The organism is Streptomyces hokutonensis, assembly GCF_000376565.1.
GTDB lineage: Bacteria > Actinomycetota > Actinomycetes > Streptomycetales > Streptomycetaceae > Streptomyces > Streptomyces hokutonensis.
In genome coordinates this window covers 181,758-202,109 of record NZ_BARG01000038.1, presented here as the reverse complement: position 1 = coordinate 202,109, position 20,352 = coordinate 181,758, and the positions used below count along the sequence as shown (strand labels likewise).

22 protein-coding genes are annotated in these 20,352 nt (G+C 71.3%); 9 read left to right on the top strand and 13 right to left on the bottom strand.

Annotation, left to right across the window (positions count from 1 at the left end; translation table 11 throughout):
- Positions 1-20 precede the first annotated feature (20 nt).
- Positions 21-572, bottom strand: a complete 552-nt coding sequence (locus tag SSP08S_RS23510) for a toll/interleukin-1 receptor domain-containing protein (RefSeq protein WP_158697191.1) — start codon at positions 570-572, stop codon at positions 21-23.
- Between the two features lie 46 nt (positions 573-618).
- Positions 619-1,764 (bottom strand): serine hydrolase domain-containing protein, encoded by a 1,146-nt coding sequence (locus SSP08S_RS23505; protein ID WP_019070089.1) that lies wholly within the window; start codon positions 1,762-1,764, stop codon positions 619-621.
- Positions 1,765-1,964: 200 nt separating this feature from the next.
- Here SSP08S_RS23505 and SSP08S_RS23500 point away from each other — a divergent pair, with 200 nt between their 5' ends.
- The gene (locus tag SSP08S_RS23500) at positions 1,965-4,001 is read left to right on the top strand and encodes a SpoIIE family protein phosphatase (protein ID WP_019070088.1); all 2,037 of its coding nucleotides are present in this window, start codon (positions 1,965-1,967) and stop codon (positions 3,999-4,001) included.
- A 4-nt stretch (positions 4,002-4,005) separates the two neighbouring features.
- On the opposite strand, the gene SSP08S_RS23495 is transcribed toward SSP08S_RS23500, so the two are convergent.
- On the bottom strand, positions 4,006-4,473 hold the full coding sequence (locus SSP08S_RS23495) for a membrane protein (protein ID WP_019070087.1): 468 nt from the start codon (positions 4,471-4,473) through the stop codon (positions 4,006-4,008).
- Between the two features lie 144 nt (positions 4,474-4,617).
- On the opposite strand from SSP08S_RS23495, the gene SSP08S_RS23490 reads away from it, so the two are divergent.
- The gene (locus SSP08S_RS23490; RefSeq protein ID WP_043259640.1) at positions 4,618-5,586 is read left to right on the top strand and encodes a GlxA family transcriptional regulator; all 969 of its coding nucleotides are present in this window, start codon (positions 4,618-4,620) and stop codon (positions 5,584-5,586) included.
- 5 nt (positions 5,587-5,591) lie between these two features.
- Here the strand turns inward: SSP08S_RS23490 and SSP08S_RS23485 are convergent, their stop codons facing one another.
- The 3 genes from SSP08S_RS23485 to SSP08S_RS23475 form a co-directional block, all read right to left on the bottom strand.
- Entirely contained in the window at positions 5,592-5,822 is a 231-nt protein-coding gene (locus tag SSP08S_RS23485; protein WP_019070085.1) for a DUF5133 domain-containing protein, read from the bottom strand.
- A gap of 69 nt (positions 5,823-5,891) precedes the next feature.
- A complete protein-coding gene (locus SSP08S_RS23480; protein WP_019070084.1) occupies positions 5,892-7,664 on the bottom strand; it encodes an ABC transporter ATP-binding protein in 1,773 nt (590 codons plus the stop codon).
- Positions 7,665-7,753: 89 nt separating this feature from the next.
- Complete coding sequence (locus tag SSP08S_RS23475) at positions 7,754-8,611, bottom strand: aldo/keto reductase (protein ID WP_019070083.1); 858 nt, start codon at positions 8,609-8,611, stop codon at positions 7,754-7,756.
- A gap of 287 nt (positions 8,612-8,898) precedes the next feature.
- Between SSP08S_RS23475 and SSP08S_RS61790 the strand changes: the two genes are divergently transcribed.
- Both SSP08S_RS61790 and SSP08S_RS23465 read left to right on the top strand, forming a co-directional pair.
- Positions 8,899-9,603 carry a hypothetical protein gene (locus SSP08S_RS61790; RefSeq protein WP_026178760.1) on the top strand — a complete coding sequence of 235 codons (705 nt, stop codon included), beginning with the start codon at positions 8,899-8,901 and terminating at the stop codon, positions 9,601-9,603.
- A gap of 137 nt (positions 9,604-9,740) precedes the next feature.
- Complete coding sequence (locus SSP08S_RS23465) at positions 9,741-10,628, top strand: Gfo/Idh/MocA family protein (RefSeq protein ID WP_019070082.1); 888 nt, start codon at positions 9,741-9,743, stop codon at positions 10,626-10,628.
- Here SSP08S_RS23465 and SSP08S_RS23460 read toward each other — a convergent pair whose 3' ends face one another.
- Complete coding sequence (locus SSP08S_RS23460) at positions 10,629-10,985, bottom strand: hypothetical protein (protein WP_019070081.1); 357 nt, start codon at positions 10,983-10,985, stop codon at positions 10,629-10,631. It abuts the gene before it with no gap.
- 127 nt (positions 10,986-11,112) lie between these two features.
- Positions 11,113-12,003, bottom strand: a complete 891-nt coding sequence (locus SSP08S_RS23455; RefSeq protein WP_019070080.1) for a GNAT family N-acetyltransferase — start codon at positions 12,001-12,003, stop codon at positions 11,113-11,115.
- Between the two features lie 357 nt (positions 12,004-12,360).
- Here SSP08S_RS23455 and SSP08S_RS23450 point away from each other — a divergent pair, with 357 nt between their 5' ends.
- Positions 12,361-12,570, top strand: a complete 210-nt coding sequence (locus SSP08S_RS23450) for a hypothetical protein (RefSeq protein WP_019070079.1) — start codon at positions 12,361-12,363, stop codon at positions 12,568-12,570.
- Between the two features lie 25 nt (positions 12,571-12,595).
- Here the strand turns inward: SSP08S_RS23450 and SSP08S_RS63065 are convergent, their stop codons facing one another.
- The 3 genes from SSP08S_RS63065 to SSP08S_RS23435 are packed head-to-tail and all read right to left on the bottom strand — an operon-like array spanning position 12,596 to position 14,309.
- The gene (locus SSP08S_RS63065) at positions 12,596-12,763 is read right to left on the bottom strand and encodes a hypothetical protein (RefSeq protein ID WP_019070078.1); all 168 of its coding nucleotides are present in this window, start codon (positions 12,761-12,763) and stop codon (positions 12,596-12,598) included.
- A gap of 3 nt (positions 12,764-12,766) precedes the next feature.
- Positions 12,767-12,976 carry a hypothetical protein gene (locus SSP08S_RS63060; protein WP_019070077.1) on the bottom strand — a complete coding sequence of 70 codons (210 nt, stop codon included), beginning with the start codon at positions 12,974-12,976 and terminating at the stop codon, positions 12,767-12,769.
- A gap of 31 nt (positions 12,977-13,007) precedes the next feature.
- Positions 13,008-14,309 (bottom strand): hypothetical protein, encoded by a 1,302-nt coding sequence (locus tag SSP08S_RS23435; RefSeq protein WP_019070076.1) that lies wholly within the window; start codon positions 14,307-14,309, stop codon positions 13,008-13,010.
- A gap of 200 nt (positions 14,310-14,509) precedes the next feature.
- Here SSP08S_RS23435 and SSP08S_RS23430 point away from each other — a divergent pair, with 200 nt between their 5' ends.
- Genes SSP08S_RS23430 through SSP08S_RS23420 form a run of 3 tightly spaced genes read left to right on the top strand, consistent with a single transcriptional unit; the run spans position 14,510 to position 18,145 of the window.
- Positions 14,510-15,481 carry a formylglycine-generating enzyme family protein gene (locus SSP08S_RS23430; RefSeq protein WP_043259622.1) on the top strand — a complete coding sequence of 324 codons (972 nt, stop codon included), beginning with the start codon at positions 14,510-14,512 and terminating at the stop codon, positions 15,479-15,481.
- Positions 15,478-16,764, top strand: a complete 1,287-nt coding sequence (locus SSP08S_RS23425) for a cation:proton antiporter (RefSeq protein ID WP_019070074.1) — start codon at positions 15,478-15,480, stop codon at positions 16,762-16,764. Before SSP08S_RS23430 ends, SSP08S_RS23425 begins: the two co-directional genes overlap by 4 nt.
- Positions 16,765-16,789: 25 nt before the next feature.
- Positions 16,790-18,145, top strand: a complete 1,356-nt coding sequence (locus SSP08S_RS23420; RefSeq protein ID WP_019070073.1) for a diacylglycerol/lipid kinase family protein — start codon at positions 16,790-16,792, stop codon at positions 18,143-18,145.
- On the opposite strand, the gene SSP08S_RS23415 is transcribed toward SSP08S_RS23420, so the two are convergent.
- Positions 18,111-18,965, bottom strand: a complete 855-nt coding sequence (locus SSP08S_RS23415) for a hypothetical protein (RefSeq protein ID WP_019070072.1) — start codon at positions 18,963-18,965, stop codon at positions 18,111-18,113. The two genes, SSP08S_RS23420 and SSP08S_RS23415, sit on opposite strands and share 35 nt — an antisense overlap.
- Before the next feature lie 217 nt (positions 18,966-19,182).
- Between SSP08S_RS23415 and SSP08S_RS23410 the strand changes: the two genes are divergently transcribed.
- Positions 19,183-20,025: a YhjD/YihY/BrkB family envelope integrity protein gene (locus SSP08S_RS23410; protein WP_245607939.1), complete on the top strand. Its 843-nt coding sequence runs from the start codon at positions 19,183-19,185 to the stop codon at positions 20,023-20,025.
- Positions 20,026-20,030: 5 nt separating this feature from the next.
- Here SSP08S_RS23410 and SSP08S_RS23405 read toward each other — a convergent pair whose 3' ends face one another.
- Positions 20,031-20,324: an SHOCT domain-containing protein gene (locus tag SSP08S_RS23405; protein WP_019070070.1), complete on the bottom strand. Its 294-nt coding sequence runs from the start codon at positions 20,322-20,324 to the stop codon at positions 20,031-20,033.
- Positions 20,325-20,352 lie beyond the last annotated feature (28 nt).

The window sequence follows — 20,352 nt, the reverse complement described above, 5'->3', positions numbered from 1 at the left end:
GCGGAAACGGTTCGCCGCGGTCACAGTTCGCAGTCGTCCTGCCAGTTGCACGCGCCACAGATGACCAGCCGCAGCGCTCGGTCGTTCTGATGGTCGACCGTGACGTACGGGCGCAGCCGTTCGCTGGTCCCACCGCACCGCGGGCAGCTCGCGAACAGCCCGAGAGGGCCGAAGTCGCTGATCACCAAGGTGTTTTCGGTGGGCGTGCCCCGAACGGGGAGCGGCGGCACGAGGGCCGGGAAGCCGAGGCGCACGATCATCGCCGCCGCCTCGTCCGACACCCGGCCCCGGCCCTGAGCGAGCCGTACGTGGCGCAGCCCGGCCAGGGCGGACGGCAGCGGCGTGTCGTCGAGGCGGACGGGCACGTGTGTGCCGGGCGGCGCGGGTTCCGTCTGTGTTCGGTCCCACGCCGCCGACCACAGCAGGACGACGACGGTCTCCGGATCGGGGGCACCGTCCGCGGTTGTCGGCCACACGTCGAGCACGACGTCGGCCCCGGCGCGTCCCAGCGCGTCCGCGAGCGCGAACGCCGCCCGCTCGTCCTGCCGTTGATAAGTGAGTCGCGTGTGCACGCACTCATGGTGCGGCATGCCGGAGGCGTCCGGCACGCCTGTGGTGTTACGACCCGTATGTCCCCAGGAGGGCGCACACCGCGTCCTCCTCGACCGCGCGCACTTTGCTCAGCAGAGTGGCGTTCCCCGCCTGGTTCACCTGAGTTGTCAATGAGAAAGTGAGCGCGCGCCGGCCGTCGGGGGTGGCCGCGATCAACTGTGTGTAACCGAGAGTGTTTCCGGTATGTCCGAGAACGACCCCGCAGCGGGTCTCGTAGCGGAAGATGGCGAGTCCCGCGCTGTTGCTGCCCGGTCCCGCCGGTTCGGAGGCGCCGGGGATCCAGTGCCGCTGTTCCCGCAGCGCCGCCTTCGAGGTGAGGGCTCCGGAGGCGTAGCCGCCGATGAACGAGGCGAGGTCGCGGGGTGAGGAGGTGATGCCGCCGGACGCCCACACCCCCGACATGCCGATCGCCTCGCTGACGTCCTCGGGTCCCGACGGTCCGCCGACCGTGTAGCCGTGCATGTACGGCTCCGGCATCCGGTACCCCTGCGGCAGGCTCGTGTCGCGCAGGCCCAGCGGCCGGTACACGTCGCGCCGGAGCAGGTTCTCGTAGCGCGCGCCGGTCGCGGCCTCCGCCATCAGCGCCACGGCGATGTTGTCGGAGTTGGAGTACTGGTACCGCGAGCCGGGCGTGAACCGCAGCGGCTCTCCCGCCACGAAGTCGAGCAGGCGCCGCGAGTCGAAGTGGTGGTGCGGGTCGGCCTGGATCAGGCTCCGGAACTCCGCACTCTGGCTGAAGTCCGGGAGCCCACTGGTGTGCTGCAACAGCTGACGCAGGGTCACTGCTCCCCAGGCCTTGGGCAGTTGGGGCAGCCGCTTGCCGATCGTGTCGTCGAGGGAGAGCCGGTGCTGTCGTACGAGACTCAGGGCCACCGCCCCACTGAACGCCTTGCTGGTGCTCGCGGTCCGGGTGTGGTCGTCCGCTTCGAGCGGGCGGCCGGTGGCGACGTCGGCGGTGCCGGCCCGCAGGACGCGCTGCCGGTCGCCGTCGCGCAGCACGACGATCACGCCGGGCGGGCCGTCCGGGGCGGCGACCAGTTCGTCGAGGCCGCGCTGGAGGGAGAGGTCGTCGGCCGCGGCGGGCGACACGGGCACGAGGGCGCCGACGCAGCCGGCGACCAGGAGGGAGACGAGACGGAGCGGAAAGGGCATCGGCTGTCCTGTGGGGAGTGGGGGCAGGGCACGATCAGAATCCGGGGGCTCGTCGGCGCCCGCGCGGGTATGTGCTCCATACGGCCGCGTCCGCTCCCCCTGTCCTCACGGTGTTGCCGGGTGGGGCGGGCTGTGCCGTAATCGGATGACCGGCGGTGCGGATCTTGGTGGTGTCGTGCCGCGCCGGAAGGAGCGGCTGGATGGACGCGTACGGTGCCGAGGACGGTGTCACGGCCGCCTCGGGAGGACTGCTGGACCTGTTGCAGGTCGCGGCGGTGGTCCTGGACGCCGGCGGGTACATCGCGCTGTGGAGTCCCGAAGCGGAGCAACTGCTCGGCTACTCCGCCGAGGAGGCGCTGACGCAGCGCGCCGACCGGCTGCTGGTGTCGCCCGACGACCGGGTCCGGGCACGTGAACTGTTCGCCCAGGTGGGCTCCGGTGCCCGCTGGGCGGGCGTCTTCCCACTGCTGCACCGGGACGGCACCGAGCGGCCCGTGGAGTTCCGCACCATGCGGCTGCGCGACAGCCACGGCCAGGCGCATCTGCTGGGTCTCGCGGCGGACGCCACGACGGTACGGGGCGTGGAACGGGACCTGGCGCTGTCCCACAGCCTGGTGCGACAGACGCCGGTGGGCATCGCCGTGTTCGACACCGATCTGCGGTGGGTCACGGTGAACCCGGCCCTGGAGCGCATCAACGGCGTGCCGGAGGCGGAGGTCGTCGGGCGTCGGGTGGGCGAGGTGCTGCCGGGTCTGGACGTGGCGGCCATCGAGTCACGGATGCGGCATGTGCTGATCACCGGCAAGCCGCTGCTCGACCAGCAGACCGTGGGCCGTACGGCGGCCGACGCCGTGGAGCGGGCGTACTCGGAGTCGTACCACCGCATCGAGGACGCGCAGGGCCGGGTGCTCGGGCTCGCGATGGCCGTCCTGGACGTCACCGAGCGGGAGCAGGCGGCGGCCGAGGTCGCGCAGGCCCGCCAGCACCTGTCCGTGGTGGCGGAGGCCGGGGTGCGGATCGGGACGACGCTGGACCTCCAGCAGACCGCGCGGGAGCTGGCCGACGTGGCGGTGCCGCATGTGGCCGACCTGGCGGCCGTAGACGTACTGGAGTCGGTCGTGGCGCACGGCCGCATCACTCCGGTGGCCGGGGACGCGCAGGTCGAGTTCCGGGCACTGGCCGTCGCGGCCGGATACCTCACCGACGCGATCCACGCGGCGGACCCGGTCGGCGAACTGGCCACCTACGGCCCTCACCGCATCATCACCCAGTGCGTGCGCGAGGCCGGGCCGATCCTGGTGGAGCGGGTGGACCGGCCGATGATGCGACGCATCGCCAGGGACGCACGCGCCGCCCAGACACTGCGCGCGGCGGGCGTCCACTCCTACCTCGCCGTCCCGCTGATGGCCCGCGGCGAGGTCCTCGGCACGCTGAGCCTCTACCGCACCGTCAACGAGCGCCCCTTCGACGAACAGGACCGCCTCCTCGCCTCGGAACTCGCCGCGCGCGCCGCGATCTGCATCGACAACGCCCGCCTCTACGGCCGTGAGCGCACCACCGCGCTGACCCTGCAGCGCAGCCTGCTGCCGCCGGCCCCGGCCCGGCAGGAGGGGCTCGACATCGCCGCCCGCTATCTGCCGGCGCTGAGCGAGGTCGGGGGCGACTGGTACGACGTGCTGCCGCTGGGGCCCGGCCGGACCGGGCTCGTCGTCGGCGACGTGATGGGCAAGGGTGTCCAAGCGGCCGCCATCATGGGGCAGTTGAGCACCGCGACCCGCGCGCTGGCCCGACTCGACCTGCCCCCGGCGGAGTTGCTGCACCACCTCGACGACCTCACCGGCTCCCTCGACACGATCGCGACCTGCGCGTACGGCGTGGTCGACCTCGGCCGGGGCACCTGCGCCCTGTCCAGCGCCGGACATCTGCCGCCCGTCCTGATCCGCCCCGACGGCCATGCGGAACTCCTCGACATCCCCGGCGGAGTCCCGCTCGGTGTCGGCGGAGTGGACTTCGGGACCGCCGAAGTGCCGTTCACCACGGGCGCGTTGCTCGCCCTGTACTCCGACGGGCTGGTGGAGAACCGGGGTGAGTCGATCGACGTGGGGCTGCACACCCTGACGCGGCTGTTGCAGAGTTCCCGCCGTCCCCTGGAACAGACGAGCGACATGCTCCTCAACGCCCTGCGCCCGGAGCCCGACGACGATGTCGCGCTCCTCCTGGTCCGCGCCACGGGCTGACCGGTCAGGCGCCCGTGGTCGAGCCGGGGCGGATGATCATGAGGACGGTGACGGTGGCCCACAGCAGGTTGAAGATGCCGGTGAACATGGCGAGTTGAACGGTCCCGGCGCGCTCCACGGGCTTTCCCGCGCCGAGTTCCTCAAGGAGTTCGTCCTGACGCGGCAGCACGAAGGCGATCAGGAGGCCGGCCGCCACCGCGGTGAGGGTGATGGAGGCGATGAGCCAGCCGCTGCCCAGGACGCCCATCGCGGCGGCGGTGGCGAAGCCGAAGAGGGGCACCGCGAGGCCGACCGCGCCGTAGAGGCGGCAGATGCGGTGCAGCAGTCGTACGGTCGTCACCCCCGCGTCGGGACCGGCCGTACCGGTGAGAGCGCGGCGGGCCGCCGGTGGGAACATGCTGGCGGCCACGGTCACGGGGCCGACCGCGACGATGGCGGCCAGCACATGCAGTGCGAGAAGGATCTTGGTCACCGGCCCAGGCTAGGGAGGTCCCGGCCGACCGCACAGGGGCTGGAATGACAGCTTCCAACGGATTCCCGCCAACCTCTGTGGTCAGGCTTGAGGGACATAGGGCCTTGTCACCGGGCTGGCGGGAATCTGCCTATCGTGGTGTTCATGCATACCGTCGCGATCCTCGTTCTCGATCATGTGGTGCCGTTCGACATGGCGACCCCGATGGAGGTGTTCGGCCGAACCCGGCTGCCCGACGGCCGGAACGCCTACCGGATCCGGGTGTGCGGGGAGACGCCGGAGGTGCGGACGGACGGGTTCGCGCTGCGGGTCGACCACGGGCTGGAGGCGCTGGCGGACGCCGACACCGTCATCGTCCCCGGCTGCTCGGAGCGGGCCGCGCCGCCCTCCGCGCGGGTGCTGGCGGCGTTGCGGGAGGCAGCGGCGGCGGGTACCCGGATCGTGTCGATCTGCGCCGGTGCCTTCGTGCTCGCCGCGGCCGGGCTGCTGGACGGGCTGCGCGCCACCACCCACTGGATCGCCGCGGACCTGCTGGCCCGCGAGTATCCGCTGGTCGAGGTGGAACCGGACGTGCTGTACGTCGACAACGGGCAGATCCTCACCTCGGCCGGGGCCGCCGCCGGGCTCGACCTGTGTCTGCACCTCATCCGCCGGGACTTCGGCTCGGCCGTCGCCGCCGACGCGGCCCGCCTCTCGGTCATGCCCCTCGAACGCGAGGGCGGGCAGGCTCAGTTCATCGTGCACCGGCACCCACCGGTCCCCCAGGGCTCGACCCTCGAACCGCTCCTGCAGTGGATCGAGGACAACCTCGCCCACGAGGTCACGTTGGGGGCGCTGGCCGCGCGATCGGGCATGAGCGAGCGGACGTTCAGCCGCCGATTCCGCGAACAGACGGGCAGCACACCGCTCCAGTGGCTGCTGCGCGCCCGGGTCCGACGCGCCCAGTACCTGCTGGAGAACAGCGACCATCCGATCGAACGAGTCGCCCAGCAGGCCGGGTTCGGCTCCCCCACCGCGTTCCGCGAGCGCTTCCGAAAGGTCGTCGGCACGAGCCCTCAGGCGTACCGCTCGGCGTTCCACGGCAGGACGGCGCGTGAAGTGGCGCTCTCCTGAAGGCTCTACGCGAGGGCGCGGTCGTCCGCGGTCGCGTCACGGGCCGCCGCCAGCAGGGCGTCCGCCTTGGCGATGGCTTCGCGGATGTCCGTGGTGCCCGTCATCACGCACAGGGTGTAGCTGACGTCGTTCAACTCGGCGGCCGTCTCCGGGCGTTGCCTCTCCGCCTGGGCGATGCGCAGCACCGCGTACCGGGTGAGCAGTTTCCTGACGGCCTTCGGGTCCGGCACGAGCACGGAGCGCCCCTCTCTCGATTTGCGCTTCGTGTGCCCCGCCTGAGCCGGATCAAGCGTCAAGAGGTCAGGTCAGGCGACCTGCCCGCTGTGGAGCGCCGTGTACGCCCCGCCCCGGCGCAGGAGTTCGTCGTGCGTGCCGACCTCCAGGATCTCGCCGTCACCCATCACCACGATGCGGTCGGCGCTCCGGACGGTGGACAGGCGGTGCGCGACGACGAAGGTCGTACGGCCGTGCAGCAGTCGGGCGAGGGCCTGTTGGACGAGCGCCTCCGAGCGGGTGTCCAGGGCCGAGGTCGCCTCGTCCAGGACGAGGACCTTGGGGTCGCGGATCAACGCCCGTGCGATGGCGAGGCGTTGACGCTGGCCGCCGGACAGCCGGGCCCCGCGCTCGCCGACCAGGGTCTCCAGTCCCTGCGGCAACTTGTCCACGAACTCGAGGGCGTTGGCGTCCCGCAGCGCCGCGCGTACCGACTCCTCGTCGGCGTCGTCCATGCCGTAGGCCACGTTGTCGCGGATCGTGCCGTCGAAGAGGATCGACTCCTGGGGGACGACCGAGACGAAGCGGCGGTACGTGCGCAGGTCGAGGGTGTTCATGTCGGTGCCGTCGAGGAGGAGTTGGCCGGCGGTGGGGCGGATGAAGCCGATGACGAGGTTGAGGACCGTGGACTTGCCGGCGCCGGACGCGCCGACGAGGGCGACGGTCTCGCCGGGTGCGACGGTGAGGGTGAAGTCGTGGACGGCGGGACGGAGTTGGCCACCGTCGTAGGTGTGGCCGACGTTCCGGAAGGTGACGGCTCCGCGTACCGCGGTGACCACCTCCTTGCCCTCGTTGTCCTCCAACTCTGGTGCCTGGAGCACCTCGCCGACCGAACGGACCGATTCCAGGCCCTTCGTGATGACCGGGGCCAGGCCCATGAGGGTCGTGGTCGAGTTGGTGAGGGTGGTCAGGAAGGCGCTGAGCATGACGACGTCACCGGCGGTGACGCCCCAGACGCCGTAGTACGACACCAGGGCCGCACCGGCGAGGACCAGGACGCCGACGACGTTCAGCACCACCCAGGCCAGCGAGCCGAAGCGGCCGTTGAGGAGGTCGAGGCGGTTTCCGGTGGTGAGGAGGCGGCGCAGGGTGCCGTCCATGCGGCGCAGCGCCTTGCCCTCCAGGCCGTGGGCGCGGGTGACCGGGATGAGGCGGGTCATCTCCGTGACGCGTGAGGACAGGGTTTCGACCTCGTGGCGGAAGTGCTCGTTGTGGGTACGGAGGCGGGCGCGCAGCCGGGACACGAGCAGGGCGGCGACCGGCACGACGACCACGAAGACGGGCACGAACTCCGGTGTGCGGAAGGCGATGATGACCAGTCCGCCGGTGAGCACGGTGATCGCGCCGAGCCCGGTCTCGGCGGTCTGCTGGACCATCTGCTCGACGGTCTCCACGTCCCGTACGACCTTGGCCTGGAGCACTCCGGCGCTGACCCGGGAGTGGTAGCCGATGGAGAGCTGCTGCATGCGGGTGCACAGGGCCGAGCGCAGGTCGGTGCCCATGCGGCGGACGCTGCCGTAGAGGAGGCGGACGTAGAGGACGTGCAGGGGGTAGTTGATCAGCAGGATGAACAGGATGACGCCGGTACTGATCCAGAGTCTGCTGACCGGCTGGTGCTGGACGACCGTGTCGATGATGGACGCGGTGATCAGCGGGAGCAGCCAGATGGGGCTGTGCTTGACCGTGAACACGGCGACGGCCAGGGCGAGGCGTCTGCGGTCCTCGTGGAACAGGTAGGCGAGGGTGCGGATCGGGTGTTCGTCGCGGTAGCGGTGGTCGAGCGGCTTGTCCGTGGACGACGCCATCGGCGGTGGTCCTCCCCCTGTGACCGGTTGGCGGGCAAGCGCTTTCTTCCCCTGCCCGCCACAACTACACCTCCGGCGTCACCGCCGTCTCAGGCTGCGTCCAGCTCCGCGAACTCCTCGGCGGAGAGCGTCAGTTCGGGTGCGGCGGCCGAGTCGCGGATCGTCTCGGGGCGGCTGGAGCCCGGAATCGGTACGACGACCGGCGACTTGGCGAGCATCCAGGCCAGGCACACCCGCTGCGGGCTGACGCCGTGCTTCTCGGCGATCTTGGCGAACGGCGCGTAGGCGGAGCCGAGTTCACCGGCGCGGCTGATGCCGCCGAGGGGGCTCCAGGGCAGGAACGCGATACCGAGTTCGTCGCACAGCTCCAGCTCCGGCTCGCTGGAGCGGAAGGCCGGGGAGAACTGGTTCTGCACGGAGACCAGCCGGCCGCCGAGGATCTCGTTCGCGAGCCGGATCTGCTCCGGGTTCGCGTTGGAGATCCCGGCGAGGCGGATCTTGCCCGCGTCCAGCAGGTCCCGGATCGCGCCGACGGAGTCCGCGTACGGGACCCTCGGGTCGGGGCGGTGGAACTGGTAGAGCCCGATGGCCTCCACGCCCAGTCGGCGCAGGGACGCCTCGCAGGCCTCCTTCAGGTACTCGGGGCTGCCGTTCAGGGTCCAACTGCCGTCCCCGGGGCGCAGATGCCCGCCCTTGGTGGCGACCAGGACTTCCCCGCCCCGGTCGTGCGAGGCGAGGGCCTTGGCGATCAGGGTCTCGTTGTGTCCGACCTCGTCGGCGTGCAGGTGGTAGGCGTCCGCGGTGTCGATCAGCGTCACGCCCGCGTCGAGGGCGGCGTGGATGGTCGCGAGGGAGCGTGCCTCGTCCGGCCGACCCTCGATCGACATGGGCATACCGCCCAGACCGATCGCACTGACCTCGACGTCACCGATACGGCGGGTGTCCATTGCTCGTGCTCCTCTTCCGGTCTTCCGGCTGTCGCGCAGAACCGTGCCGTCCCGCGCCGCCGGACGACCGATCGGGTCGTGGCGGGCAGGGCGCGTCCTCCAGCCTCTCCGGCCGGGGTCCGCAGGTCCAATAGAAGAAATCGAACGCATCCAGCAGCGGGACTGCTCAATCGGTGTGCGGCCGCAGTGGGCGACGGGTTTGTCAGGACTTCTTAAGGCGCGCGTGAGCGTCTCCCCAGGTACGGCGCCCAGGCTCGGAGTAGTTGCCCAGCGAAGGGACCCCCACCATGAACAACCACGACCTGCTGTCCCGGAGAGGCGCGCTGATCACGGCCGCCGGTCTGGCGTGCGCGGTGGCAGGAGCCGGGCTCGGCAGTACGTCCGCCGTCGCGGACTCGTCGTCTCCCGCACCCGCGGCGACGGCCTCGCCGACTCCGACGCCGACCGGTCCGGAGGGCGGCGGCACCCGGGCCGACCCGTCCGACGGCGGTGCGACCGGCATCGTCGACGCCACGTCCGCGTCGGGCTTCACCATGACGACGGCGACGGGCGTGAAGGTGACCGTGACCGAATCCTCCGCCACAAAGACCACCGGAGCCCCGGCCAAGGCCGTCAAGAAGGGTGCGAGCGTCCTCGTCCTCGGCACGGTCGACAGCGCGACCGTCGCCGCGACGCGGGTCGTCGTCCAGCGCGGTGGCGACGGCGGAGCGGCAGCCGCCGAAGCAGCGGGAGTGATCGCCTTCCAGCAGGGGACACCCTCCCCCGGCAAGTCGGTCGGCCGCATCCCGGACTACACCGAGGGCGAAGGCACGATCGTCAACGGCACGACCGCCTACAAGGCGATCAAGGCCGCCCAGGCCGTCGTCCCCGGCGGCATCAACGACCGTGTCGTACAACTGAGCGACGGCGAGTACGAGGTCCACAACATCAGCGTCAACTGGCCGCACCACGTCTTCGTCGACAGGAATTTCAAGGTCGTCGGCTGGGAGTAGACACCGACAGGGCTTGCGCACCAGCCCCGTTCGTATGGCACGCTCACCGGCGACCGGCCGCTCGGATCAATTCCGGTGGTCACCAGGTTCGCCGCGCGGATGCACACCGTGCATCCGCCCCGTGGAGAGGCACCGCCATGCGCATCGGACTGCTCGGCACCGGCCCTTGGGCACAGATGGCACACGCCCCCGCCCTCGCCGGACACGCGGAGTGGGACTTCGCGGGCGTATGGGGCCGCCGCCCGGACGCCGCCAAGGAACTGGCCGACCAGTACGGCGTGCCGGCCTACGACGATGTCGACGCGCTCCTCGCGGACGTGGACGCCGTCGCCGTGGCCCTTCCGCCGTCCGTGCAGGCCGAGTTGGCGGTGCGGGCCGCGCGGGCGGGCCGTCATCTGCTGCTGGACAAGCCCCTCGCCCCGACAGTGGAGCAGGGGCGGGCCGTGGTCGACGCGGTGCGGGAGGCCGGCGTCGCGTCGGTCGTGTTCTTCACCACCCGCTTCCAGCCGGAGACCGAGGCTTGGATCACCGAACAGGCCGCCGCCGAGGGCTGGTTCACCGCTCGGGCCGAGTGGCTGGGCTCGGTGTTCACCAGCGACAGCCCGTTCGCCGCCTCGCCCTGGCGGCAGGAGAAGGGCGCGCTGTGGGACGTCGGCCCGCACGCCCTGTCCGTGCTGCTCCCGGTGCTCGGTGACATCCGCCGGGTGGCGGCGGCGGTGCCGGGTCCCGGGGACACGGCCGTGCTGGTCCTCGACCATGTGGACGGTGCGTCGAGCACGCTCACCCTGAGCCTCACCGCGCCGCCCGCGGCGGCGGGGGTCGCGGTCGAACTCCGGGGCGCGGCCGGGGTGACCACCCTTCCGGACAGCTCGGGCACCGCGGTGTCCGCCCTGGGCCGGGCCGCGGACGCGCTCGCCGAGGCGGTCCGCACGGGCCGGCCGCACCCGTGCGACGCGGCTTTCGGGCAGCGGGTCACCGAGATCCTGGCGAGGGCCGAAGCGATGGTGGCCGGCGCGGCCGACTGATCACTCACCGCCGGGCGCCGCCTCGTCGCCGTCCTCATCGTCGTCGAACGGCTCGTCGCTCCACCGGAACCAGGCCCGCTCCCCCTCGATGTGCAGCAGGAACTCGGGCACGGGCCCGTCCGGCGAGGTGAGTGCCACCTGTCTGCGGACCTCGTCGTAGACCTCCTCCCACCGCGCCCACTCGTCGTCCGCCTGCGCCAGGGCGAGCTCCCGCGCGAACAGCTCCCGTACGGCGTCGAAAGCCGGACCCGCGGTGAACTTGCCCGACAGCCAGGGGAAATCGGCGTCGTCGATCAGGATCTCCCCGACCGATTCGTCACCCTTGTGCACCTGCCAGACCTCGCCGACGAACCCCATGCCCGCCTCCATCCCGCCGTAGAGCCATGTGCCGTGGATCGACCTGCCGCCAGCATGGCACCCGGCACTGACAGTCGGCCCGGAACCTGGTGGCGGGCCGGGCCGACCGCTCTACGAACCGGTTCGGCTACTCGACGAACTCGAAGTTGGCGCGCTCGCGGATGACCGGATAACCGACCTGGGCGAAGTGCGCGGCCATCGGGAAGTTGCCCTGGTCCGTGGCGGCGGCGATGAACTCGGCGCCGCGCTCGGCGAGATAGTGGGTGCACTCGGCCAGCAGGTCGCGGGCGTAGCCGTGGCCGCGCTGTTCCGGTACGACGCCGATGAAGCCGACGCAGGGGCCCGACGGGTTGCGGGCCGGGATGTGGATGCCCGCGAGGTCCCCCTCCGGGGTGCGGGCGACCTGCCACCACTCGCGCGGGGACGGGCACCAGCGGAAGAAGTCGATCTCCTCCTGTGCGGCCTTCTCGACTCCCCCTTCGCGGATGGCCCGTTGGGCATGTGCGTCGAGGGTGACGGAGTGGATGCGGCGCAGTGCGTCGAAGAACACGGCGTCGTCGGGTTCGGGGGCGAAGTCGAGGCGTCCGGGGCGTTCGGGCAGACCGCACTTCGGGGTCCATCGGTAGATGAACCGCTCGACGAGGAGGTCGTAGCCGGCCGCGCGCAGGGCGGTGAAGCGGGTCTCGGCGGCGGCGCACGCCTCGGGGCTCTCGCGCCAGCCGGCGAAGAGGTTCAGTTCCGCGCCGACGCGCCAGGGTGCGCTGCGCAGGAGTTCGGCCCCTGCCTCCTCCTCGCCCTCAAGCACGTCGAAGCAGTTGACGGTGAGGGGTTCGGTGTCGTTCGGGCCGCCCCACCAGGCGCCGCGCGCGACGACCGTGCCGTCGCGCAGAGCCACCCGCTGCCAGTCGGGCCGCCAGACCGTCAACCGGTCCGCGGCTCGGGCGCCGAGCGGATCGGGAAGTGCGTCGAAAAGATGCGCGTCGTTCTCGTCGAGCGCGCGGATGACCAGATCGGTCATGGATTCCTCCGGGATGCGTACTGCGTGAAGCGCTCCCGGTCAGGTCAGTCTTGGCACACCGGGCCAACAGGGAGGGAGCGCGGGGGTGTTGTGAACCTCATGGCACTCGCCTCCTTCCGTTGGTCTCCGGGCGTGCACGCAGACTCTAGGGGGTTGGTCTCCCGTCCGTCCATCGCATTTGGCCCTGCCCCCTGCCCTTATCCCCTGTTCGTCCCAGCAGTGATCCGTCCCCGCAGGTCACAGACGCGTGACTGTCCTGGCGTCCCAGTGCGGGCAAACGGATCCGGCCAACGCGACAGCCGCTGCCAGCATGAGCCTGCCGGGGCTCCCGGCAACTCATCAGAGGGGGAACACCTGATGGAACGAAGGACGCTTCTGCGGGGTCTGACCCTCGCCGTGGCAGCGGTCCTGCCCCTGTACGGGCCTACGGTGGTGCGGGCGGCCGACTCGGCGGTCGAGGCGCAGTGCGAGCTCAACCTGGCGACGAAGCCCAGCAAGTACACATCGATCGCGGCGGACGGCTCGTTCGGTCCGGAGACGGCGACGCGGTGTGCTGGAGCTCGATGACACGGGACCGGGTCCCGCCCCCGGCTCAGCTCTTCGGTGTGTTCTTCAGCGCCGCCTCGCAGGAGGGCCAGTCGTGGAAGTCGTGCTCGGCACTCCACAGCCGGTGGGCGGCCTTGATGTTCCACTCGGGGTCGAACGCCCGCAGCGGGGTGCCGCCGAGTTCCGACAGACGGCGGTCGGAGATCTGGAACACGCCTCAGCTGCGGCTGCCGTTGGTGTGGGGCAGGACGTACAGCGGGTCGAGGAACGACGCACAGCGGGCCACGGCAACGGCGGTGTCGGGATCCTCGGCGAACACCTCACGGATCAGCTTCGTGGCCGGCGGACCAGCCGGCACCTGGAAGCCGAGGCTGTCGTAACCCCGGCCACTGCGACCCTTCAGCATCCCCAGGTGGGCGGCGAACACCTTCGCTCTGACGACGGTATTCGACAGTGTGTCAATCAGCGGCTGAAGCCCCTGCCGCCCCCTCCCTGCGACCGCTCGCCGCCAGCAGGGCGATCACCGCGAGCACCGCCAGGAAGACGAGTACCAGGAGCAGCACCGTCAGGACGGTGGGGTGATTCCACAGGGCGAACAGCAGGGCAAGTAGCAGCAGGAAGCCGATCGTGAGCCGGCGCCGGTTGTCCGCCGTCCACGTCCCCGCTCGGCCGGTCCGGATGTCGTGGGCGTCCGCCCAGCGGGCGACGGAGTCGGCGGTCCGCTCGGAGCTGGTCCGCACGGCCCGCGCCCCTCGGCCGGGCCCCACGAAATACGCACCGAGGGCGACGACCACACCGAGCACGATCACGGTGCGCAGCGTGACCCGCAGGAAGTGCAGGAGATGGTCGAAGACGGCTGCCGCGGCCGCCTCCGACTGCACCTGCGGGGGCAGATGATCCAGGTAGTAGTGGCGGGCGACGACCAGGCCGATCGCGACGATCAAGGCGGCCCCGGCGGCGCCCAGGGCGGTCTTCGCCAGGGCGCGTCGGCGTCCGTACGCGAGGAACACCCCCGCCGCTCCGAGGACCACCGTCAGCACCGGCATCCAGGTACCGACCACGTCGAGGGCGTGCGCCGCGCTCTGCATGCGCTTGAGCTGATCGGACTTGAAGAGAACCATCTGCTTGTTGACGTCCGGGATGTTCTCGGCCGGTGTCAGACCGGCGTCGACGAGCTCCTGCTTCACCCGGTCGACGGCGGTGCCGACATCCAGCGTCACGGTGCCGTCGTCGACGCCTACCGCGCCGCGTCCCTTCCCGGTCAGCGCGTGCACCACGGCCGCGTGGGCGGCCCGGTTCGCCGAGGTCCACACCTTCTCGAACCTGTCGCTCCGGACGAAGCGCGTCGCCACCTTGTCCGCGGCGCCGGTGACGGCGGCGTCCAGTTGCGGGGCCAGTCCTCGCACGGCCCGAGCCGCGGTGGGCGGCAGGCCCTGCGACTGCAGCCAGGCCGCGAGTTCGGCGGTGGCACGCTTGCCGTCGACCCGTACGTCGACGGCCTGGACGATCCGGTTCCGCGCGGCATCCTCGATCGCGGGGTCGGAGGCGAGGGGCTTCACCGTGGCGACGTAGCGGTCCGTGTCGAGGGCGATGTCGTGCACCCAGACGGTCAGTACCGACACGGGGACCAGGACGCAGGTGAGGACGATCAGAACCGCCGAGGCGACCTTCCGTACGATCCGGCCGCCGGTGGTCGACCGGCCGGCCGACGGCGGATCGTCCGGGGCAGCGGCCTGTGATGGTTCCCTCGGGCTGGTCATCCGTCCTCCAGGCGTGGGCGCGGCCTGTTGTGGCTGCCGTTGGTACCCATTGCTCCCGATCTCGGGGCACCCGGCATCCGGGGTGCGCCATCCGGAGTGCCCGCAGGGGCACGCCACCCGTTCGTCGTGTCGATGCCGGGCACGCGGGTGCCGGGTCGGATCATGCTCAGGTCGGCACATTCGATCCCGATTGGTGCTCAATGTCGGAAAATGCATCAGACAGACGGTGCTGCGCTCCGTCGCGGGGCGAGTCGTCGCGGCAGGTGACCGCGACAGTGCCGTCCTCGGCCCCGGCCGACGCCTGGGCGGTCGGCATGGTGCACCTGCCGGGCGGTCCGTTCCTGATGGGCGCGGAGGACGACTGGGTCGTTCCCGAGGACGGGGAGGGACCCGTTCATCCGGTTCGCCTCGTGCCCTTCTGGATCGACCGCTGTGCTGTCACCAACGCGGAGTTCGAGGAATTCACCGACGCGACCGGGCACATCACGGACGCCGAACGCTACGGCTGGTCTTTCGTCTTCGCCGGGCTGCTGCCCGACGACTTCCCGGACACCCGCTCGGTCGCCGAGGCCCCCTGGTGGCGGCAGGTGCACGGGGCGTACTGGCGCCGACCCGAGGGCCCCGGCTCCGATGTGGGCGAACGCGCCGAACACCCGGTCGTCCACGTCTCGTGGAACGACGCCATCGCCTACGCCGCGTGGGCGGGAAAGCGGCTGCCGACCGAAGCGGAGTGGGAGTACGCCGCCCGCGGCGGTCTCGAACAGACGGTGTTCCCCTGGGGCGACGAGCTGGAGCCCGGCGGCGAGCACCGGATGAACGTGTGGCAGGGCATCTTCCCCGACCGCGACACCCGCGCGGACGGCTGGTACGGAACGGCACCCGTCACCACGTACCCGCCGAACGGATACGGCCTGCACAACATGTGCGGCAACGTCTGGGAGTGGTGCGCCGACTGGTACTCACCGGCCTACTACGCGCGCGGCCCGCAGGACGATCCGCCCGGCCCGTCGTTCGGCGTGCAGCGGGTGATCCGGGGCGGGTCCTACCTGTGCCACGCCTCCTACTGCCGCCGCTACCGCGTCGCCGCCCGCAGCTCCAGCACCCCCGACAGCAGCACCGGCAACCAGGGATTCCGCTGCGCCCGCGACGCCACAACGGTGAGGTCCCGGTGAGCGGTGGCAGTGCGTGGGCCGGGGCGGCCGTGGCCGCCGTCACGGCGGGGTACGCGCTCGTCTCCAGGCGGCTTTCCACGACCGCCGTGTCGGGGCCGATGGTGTTCGCCGGTTTCGGGGTGGCCATCGGCCCGCTCGGGCTCGACCTCCTCGACCTGGAGCACGACGCGGGACCGCTGCTCACCCTGGTCGAAGCGGCCCTGACACTGGTCCTGCTGACCGACGCGATGTCCGTACGGCGTCGTGATCTGCGGGTCGGCGGGTTCCTCCCCGGCCGGCTGCTGGGAATCGGACTGCCGTTGACCATCGGGGCCGGCTGGCTCCTGGCCTGGCCACTGCTGCCCGGGCTGACCCTGTGGGAGCTGGCGCTGGTCGGGACGATCCTGGCGCCGACGGACGCGGCGCTGGGCAGGACCGCGGTCTCCAGCCCACGTGTCCCGCCGCTCGTACGCGGCGGTCTGAACGTCGAGAGCGGTCTCAACGACGGGATGGCGCTGCCCTTCTTCCTGCTGTTCCTCGCGGCTCTGCCGGGAACCCACGCCTCGGAGGAGGGAGTCGCCGGAGTCTTCTGGCGTGCCCTCGTGGTCAGCACCGTGCTGGGGCTGGCCGTCGGAGGGTTCGGCGGACGGCTGTTGTCCTGGTCGCGCGGGCGGGGGTGGGTCAGCCGCACCTGGCATCAGGTGTTCGTCCTGGCCCTGGCGGCGGGCTCGTACACGCTGGCGGTCGTCGTCGACGGGAGCGGGTTCATCGCGGCCTGGGTGGCCGGCTTCGCCTTCGGTGCCTCCCAGCGGCGCTCCACAGCGGCGGAGCCCGTGGACAGGAGTGCGGACACGGCGCGGCTTGCCGAGCAACTCGCCGAGTTCCTGGCGTCGTTGAGCTTTCTCGTGTTCGGTGCCGTGCTCCTCGGGCCGGCTCTGGAGCACCTCGACTGGCGGATCGTCACATACGCCGTGCTGAGCCTCACGGTGGTGCGCATGCTGCCCGTCGCCGTTTCCCTGATCGGGAGCCGACTGGCCCTTCCCACGGTCGGCTACATCGGGTGGTTCGGACCGCGCGGACTCGCGTCCGTCGTCTTCGGGCTGCTGGTGGTGGAGGAACAACACGTGCCGGGGGTTCGGCTCATCGGCCGGGTCGTCGCCGTCACCGTCGCAATGAGCATCCTGCTGCACGGCATGTCTGCCGTGTTCCTCGCGAACCGGTACGGCGCCTGGCATCGGAGGGCCGCCGTCGCGCGGCCGCACCTGCGTGAGGGGACACCGGAGGGGAGCCCCGGCACGCGCTAGGACAGAGACGAGTCACGGAGGAATCATGGGTGGCGACGACACAGGGCATCGCGGCAGCAGGACGCAGCGATGGGCGGCCCGACTGGCCATCGCGGCGGCCGCCGTCGCCGTGGCTCTGCCTCTCGTGGTCGCGGGTTTCAGGAGTCTGGGGCTGGCCGCCGTCGCGCTGGCCGGGCTCGCCCTGAGCGCGGCCGGGCTGTGGTGGGCCCTCAGCCGCAGGGGGCCGGTGAGGTGGCTCGCGGTCGCCCTGGCCGTGGCCGTACAGGGGGCGGTGATCGCGCTCTTCGTCGCTGTCGGCCTGTTCTGGCTCGTGATCGTCGTTCTGGTGCTGTGGGCCGTGGTGTGTTTCGAGGGCTGGGCCGCGCTCGCCGAGGACGGCGGACGTGTCGCTCCGGTCGAATACCGCACCCCGCCGCCCGAGCACCCGTTCCTCATCATGAATCCGCGCTCGGGCGGCGGGAAGGTCGGGAGGTTCGGTCTGCGGGAGAAGGCGGAAGCCCTGGGCGCCCAGGTCGTGTTGCTCGACCCGGCGCACCCCCGGGATGTCGCCGCGCTCGCCCGGGATGCGCTGGAGAACGGTGCGGACCTTCTCGGCGTGGCGGGCGGAGACGGCACGCAGGCCCTCGTCGCCGGGGTGGCGGCGGAGCACGACGTCCCCTTCATGGTGATCTCGGCCGGTACCCGCAATCACTTCGCCCTCGACCTCGGGCTCGACCGCGAGAACCCCGCCACGTGCCTCGACGCGCTCACCGACGGTGTCGAACTCCGCGTAGACCTCGGGCGCGTCGGAGAGCACACCTTCGTCAACAACGTGTCGTTCGGCGCCTACGCCGAGGTCGTCCAGAGTCCTGCCTACCGGGACGACAAGATCGGCACCATCCTCCGGATGCTGCCGGACGTCCTGACCCATCACATCGGCTCCCGGCTCAGGGTTCGGGGCCCGGGAGTCAGCATCGACTCCCCCCAGGCCGTGCTCGTGAGCAACAACCCGTACAGCACGGACGACCCGGTGGGCCTGGGGCACCGGGAGCGGCTGGACACGGGCGTCCTCGGAGTACTGGGCGTCAAGGTCGACAACGCGGCCCAGGCGGCCGACCTGATCCGTGGCCGACGCTCGTCCGGGCTCACCGTCGCCACCGCGCAGGACGTCGTCATCCATGCCGACACACCCGAGGTGGAGGTCGGTGTCGACGGCGAGGCCCTGTCCTTTCCGACCCCCGTCCGGTGCGCGATCCGCCCTCAGGCCCTGCGCGTACGGGTCCCCCGCAGCCGGCCCGGCGTACCCCGGACGCGGCCCCGTCTGGACTGGCGACGCCTGCGCGATCTGGCGCTGGCGCACGGCCGAGTCAGCGGCGGCGCAAGTACCACACCAGCGCGGTGATCGCGGCGACGGCGAAGACCGCGAGCACCATCACGCTCCAGTGCTGGTCGCCGAAGCGAAGGTCGGCGGCCAGCACGACGCCCACGATCACGACCGGCACCAGGCACGCCAGCAGGACCCGCACCGTCACCAGGAGGAGGCCCGGGCGCAGCGTGGCCCGCCGCCCCGCCGGACCGCCCTGAGGGAGCACACCGGTCCCGCCCCGCAGCGCGAAGTGCCGGGCTGCGACAACCGCGAGCTCGTTGGTCGCGCGCCGGTACGTCCCGGCGCAGACCGGAACCCAGACGAACGGCACCACGAAGCCGACGAGGACCAGCGCGATCATGCCCACCCACACCGCGGCACCGCGCAGCCTTCCGCGCGGATGTTCCTGGGGCGTGACGAGACCGATGAGGTACGCCAGTCTCCGTACTGTGCTCCACCAGCCGGCCTTCGTCTCGCCGCCCCCGGCCGCAGGACGTGCCTGCCGCAGCGCCTCCTCGGCCTGTTCGACCGTCGGATGGACGCCCTGGATCACGAGGAGGTCGGCCACGACCGTCTCGTCCCCGGGGTCGCGGCCGGACAGAGCCGCGAGTTCGAGCACCATCCGCACCTGGGCGAGCAGCGCACCGCAGAACGCGATCGGCAGCAGCGCCATGAACGGGCCGCCCAGGAAGGAGCCTTCCACGACGGATGTGCGCACTCCCCGGCGCACCACCTGGTGTGCCCGTTCAGCGGTGTCCACTCGCTGTTCCGGTCCCCCGGGCTGTCGCTGGGCCATCCTCTCCGCGGCCGGCGGGCCGAGGAGTTCGACCGCGAACACGGCCATGCGCTCCGGCATGTGCCGCGGATCCGCGCGGACCGTACGCAGCAGTTTCCTGGCCGCGCCGGGAGTATGACGCCCCGCTGACTCGCCGTCCTTCACCTGCCGCACGCTAGCCAACCCGGCGCGTCTTTCCGCTTCGCCGATCTCTCTCACCGGCTGATTCACCCGGATGAAGCGCACATGACGCGAGCCCCTGAAGGCGGTGGCGGTCTCTCTGTGCGAGGAATGGACTGTGAATCGTAAGCAGCTCGGGGACTGGGCGAGGGCGGCTCAGGACATGCCCCGGCGGACACCGGTGATCGGTCGGATGCTCGGCCGGCTGATCAGCGTGAACTGGATGGACGCCAGCGCGCGGCTGGCGGCCCAGACGTTCCTCGCCGCGCTGCCGCTGCTCATCGTCGTGGCCGCGTTCGCACCGAAGCCGGTCAAGGACGTGCTGGTCGACTCCGTCCAGGCCATGCTCGGGAGTGACGCGCCGGTCGAGGACATCGAGAAGACGTTCGGCGCGCAGGGCGGCACGAAGGAGACGTACGGAGCCGTCGGAATCGTCGTCACGCTCATTTCGGCGACCGCCCTCAGCCGCGCCCTGCAGAGGGTGTGCGAACGCTGCTGGGATCTGCCCAAGGCCGGCACTCGAATGGCCGCGTGGCGCTGGCTGGCGTGGCTGCTGGGCTGGCTGGCCACGGTGCTGTTGCAGGCTCCGTTGCGCCACGGCTTCGGAGGCGGCACCTGGCTCGGTGTCCTGCTCTCGCTGGCGACCTCCGTACTGCTGTGGTGGTGGACGCAGCATCTGCTGCTCGCGGCGCGCATCGGCTGGCTGCCGCTGCTGCCCGGAGCCGTTCTCACGGGCGTCGGCATGGTGGCGTTCGTCTATGCGTCGGGCCTGTTCATGCCCGCGACCATGAAGCGGAGCATCGACCAGTTCGGGTCCCTCGGCTACGTGTTCACGCTGCTCTCGTGGTTGATCGGGTGCAGTTGCGTGGCCGTCGCCGGAGTCGCGCTCGGCCAGGTCACCGCGGTTTCGGGGCCGTTCCCGCGGTGGCTGGGCACTCCTGCGGAGGGCGAGGAGTCGTAGGTCCGTCAGCCCCTGAGGATGCGGTCCTTCTGGACGGCGAACTCCTCGTCCGACAGCACGCCCTGCTCATGGAGCTTGCCCAGGCGTTCCAGGTTGGAGATCTCCTCGTCCGTCAGCCCCGAGGACGCGTGCCCGGCGGCTTCCGCGTCGGGCACGGTCTGCTGTGCGGCGGCACGCTCTGCCCGGTGCCGGGCGACCCGGCCGGAGACCGCGCTCGCAGTGCCGGCGGCCACCGCCGTACGGGCGGCCACTCCGACGAGGCCGGGACGTTCACGACGCGCCAGACGGCGACCCAGCATGGCACTCACCTTCCCTTTCCGGTGCGCG

What these genes read in the sequence shown, in the direction of transcription:
- SSP08S_RS23505 (WP_019070089.1), bottom strand. Translation starts at nt 1,764, where the DNA reads ATGCCCTTTCCGCTCCGTCTCGTCTCCCTCCTGGTCGCCGGCTGCGTC.
- SSP08S_RS23500 (WP_019070088.1), top strand. Translation starts at nt 1,965, where the DNA reads ATGGACGCGTACGGTGCCGAGGACGGTGTCACGGCCGCCTCGGGAGGA.
- SSP08S_RS23490 (WP_043259640.1), top strand. Translation starts at nt 4,618, where the DNA reads ATGCATACCGTCGCGATCCTCGTTCTCGATCATGTGGTGCCGTTCGAC.
- SSP08S_RS23480 (WP_019070084.1), bottom strand. Translation starts at nt 7,664, where the DNA reads ATGGCGTCGTCCACGGACAAGCCGCTCGACCACCGCTACCGCGACGAA.
- SSP08S_RS23475 (WP_019070083.1), bottom strand. Translation starts at nt 8,611, where the DNA reads ATGGACACCCGCCGTATCGGTGACGTCGAGGTCAGTGCGATCGGTCTG.
- SSP08S_RS61790 (WP_026178760.1), top strand. Translation starts at nt 8,899, where the DNA reads ATGAACAACCACGACCTGCTGTCCCGGAGAGGCGCGCTGATCACGGCC.
- SSP08S_RS23465 (WP_019070082.1), top strand. Translation starts at nt 9,741, where the DNA reads ATGCGCATCGGACTGCTCGGCACCGGCCCTTGGGCACAGATGGCACAC.
- SSP08S_RS23460 (WP_019070081.1), bottom strand. Translation starts at nt 10,985, where the DNA reads ATGGGGTTCGTCGGCGAGGTCTGGCAGGTGCACAAGGGTGACGAATCG.
- SSP08S_RS23455 (WP_019070080.1), bottom strand. Translation starts at nt 12,003, where the DNA reads ATGACCGATCTGGTCATCCGCGCGCTCGACGAGAACGACGCGCATCTT.
- SSP08S_RS23450 (WP_019070079.1), top strand. Translation starts at nt 12,361, where the DNA reads ATGGAACGAAGGACGCTTCTGCGGGGTCTGACCCTCGCCGTGGCAGCG.
- SSP08S_RS23435 (WP_019070076.1), bottom strand. Translation starts at nt 14,309, where the DNA reads ATGACCAGCCCGAGGGAACCATCACAGGCCGCTGCCCCGGACGATCCG.
- SSP08S_RS23430 (WP_043259622.1), top strand. Translation starts at nt 14,510, where the DNA reads ATGTCGGAAAATGCATCAGACAGACGGTGCTGCGCTCCGTCGCGGGGC.
- SSP08S_RS23420 (WP_019070073.1), top strand. Translation starts at nt 16,790, where the DNA reads ATGGGTGGCGACGACACAGGGCATCGCGGCAGCAGGACGCAGCGATGG.
- SSP08S_RS23415 (WP_019070072.1), bottom strand. Translation starts at nt 18,965, where the DNA reads ATGCCGGAGCGCATGGCCGTGTTCGCGGTCGAACTCCTCGGCCCGCCG.
- SSP08S_RS23405 (WP_019070070.1), bottom strand. Translation starts at nt 20,324, where the DNA reads ATGCTGGGTCGCCGTCTGGCGCGTCGTGAACGTCCCGGCCTCGTCGGA.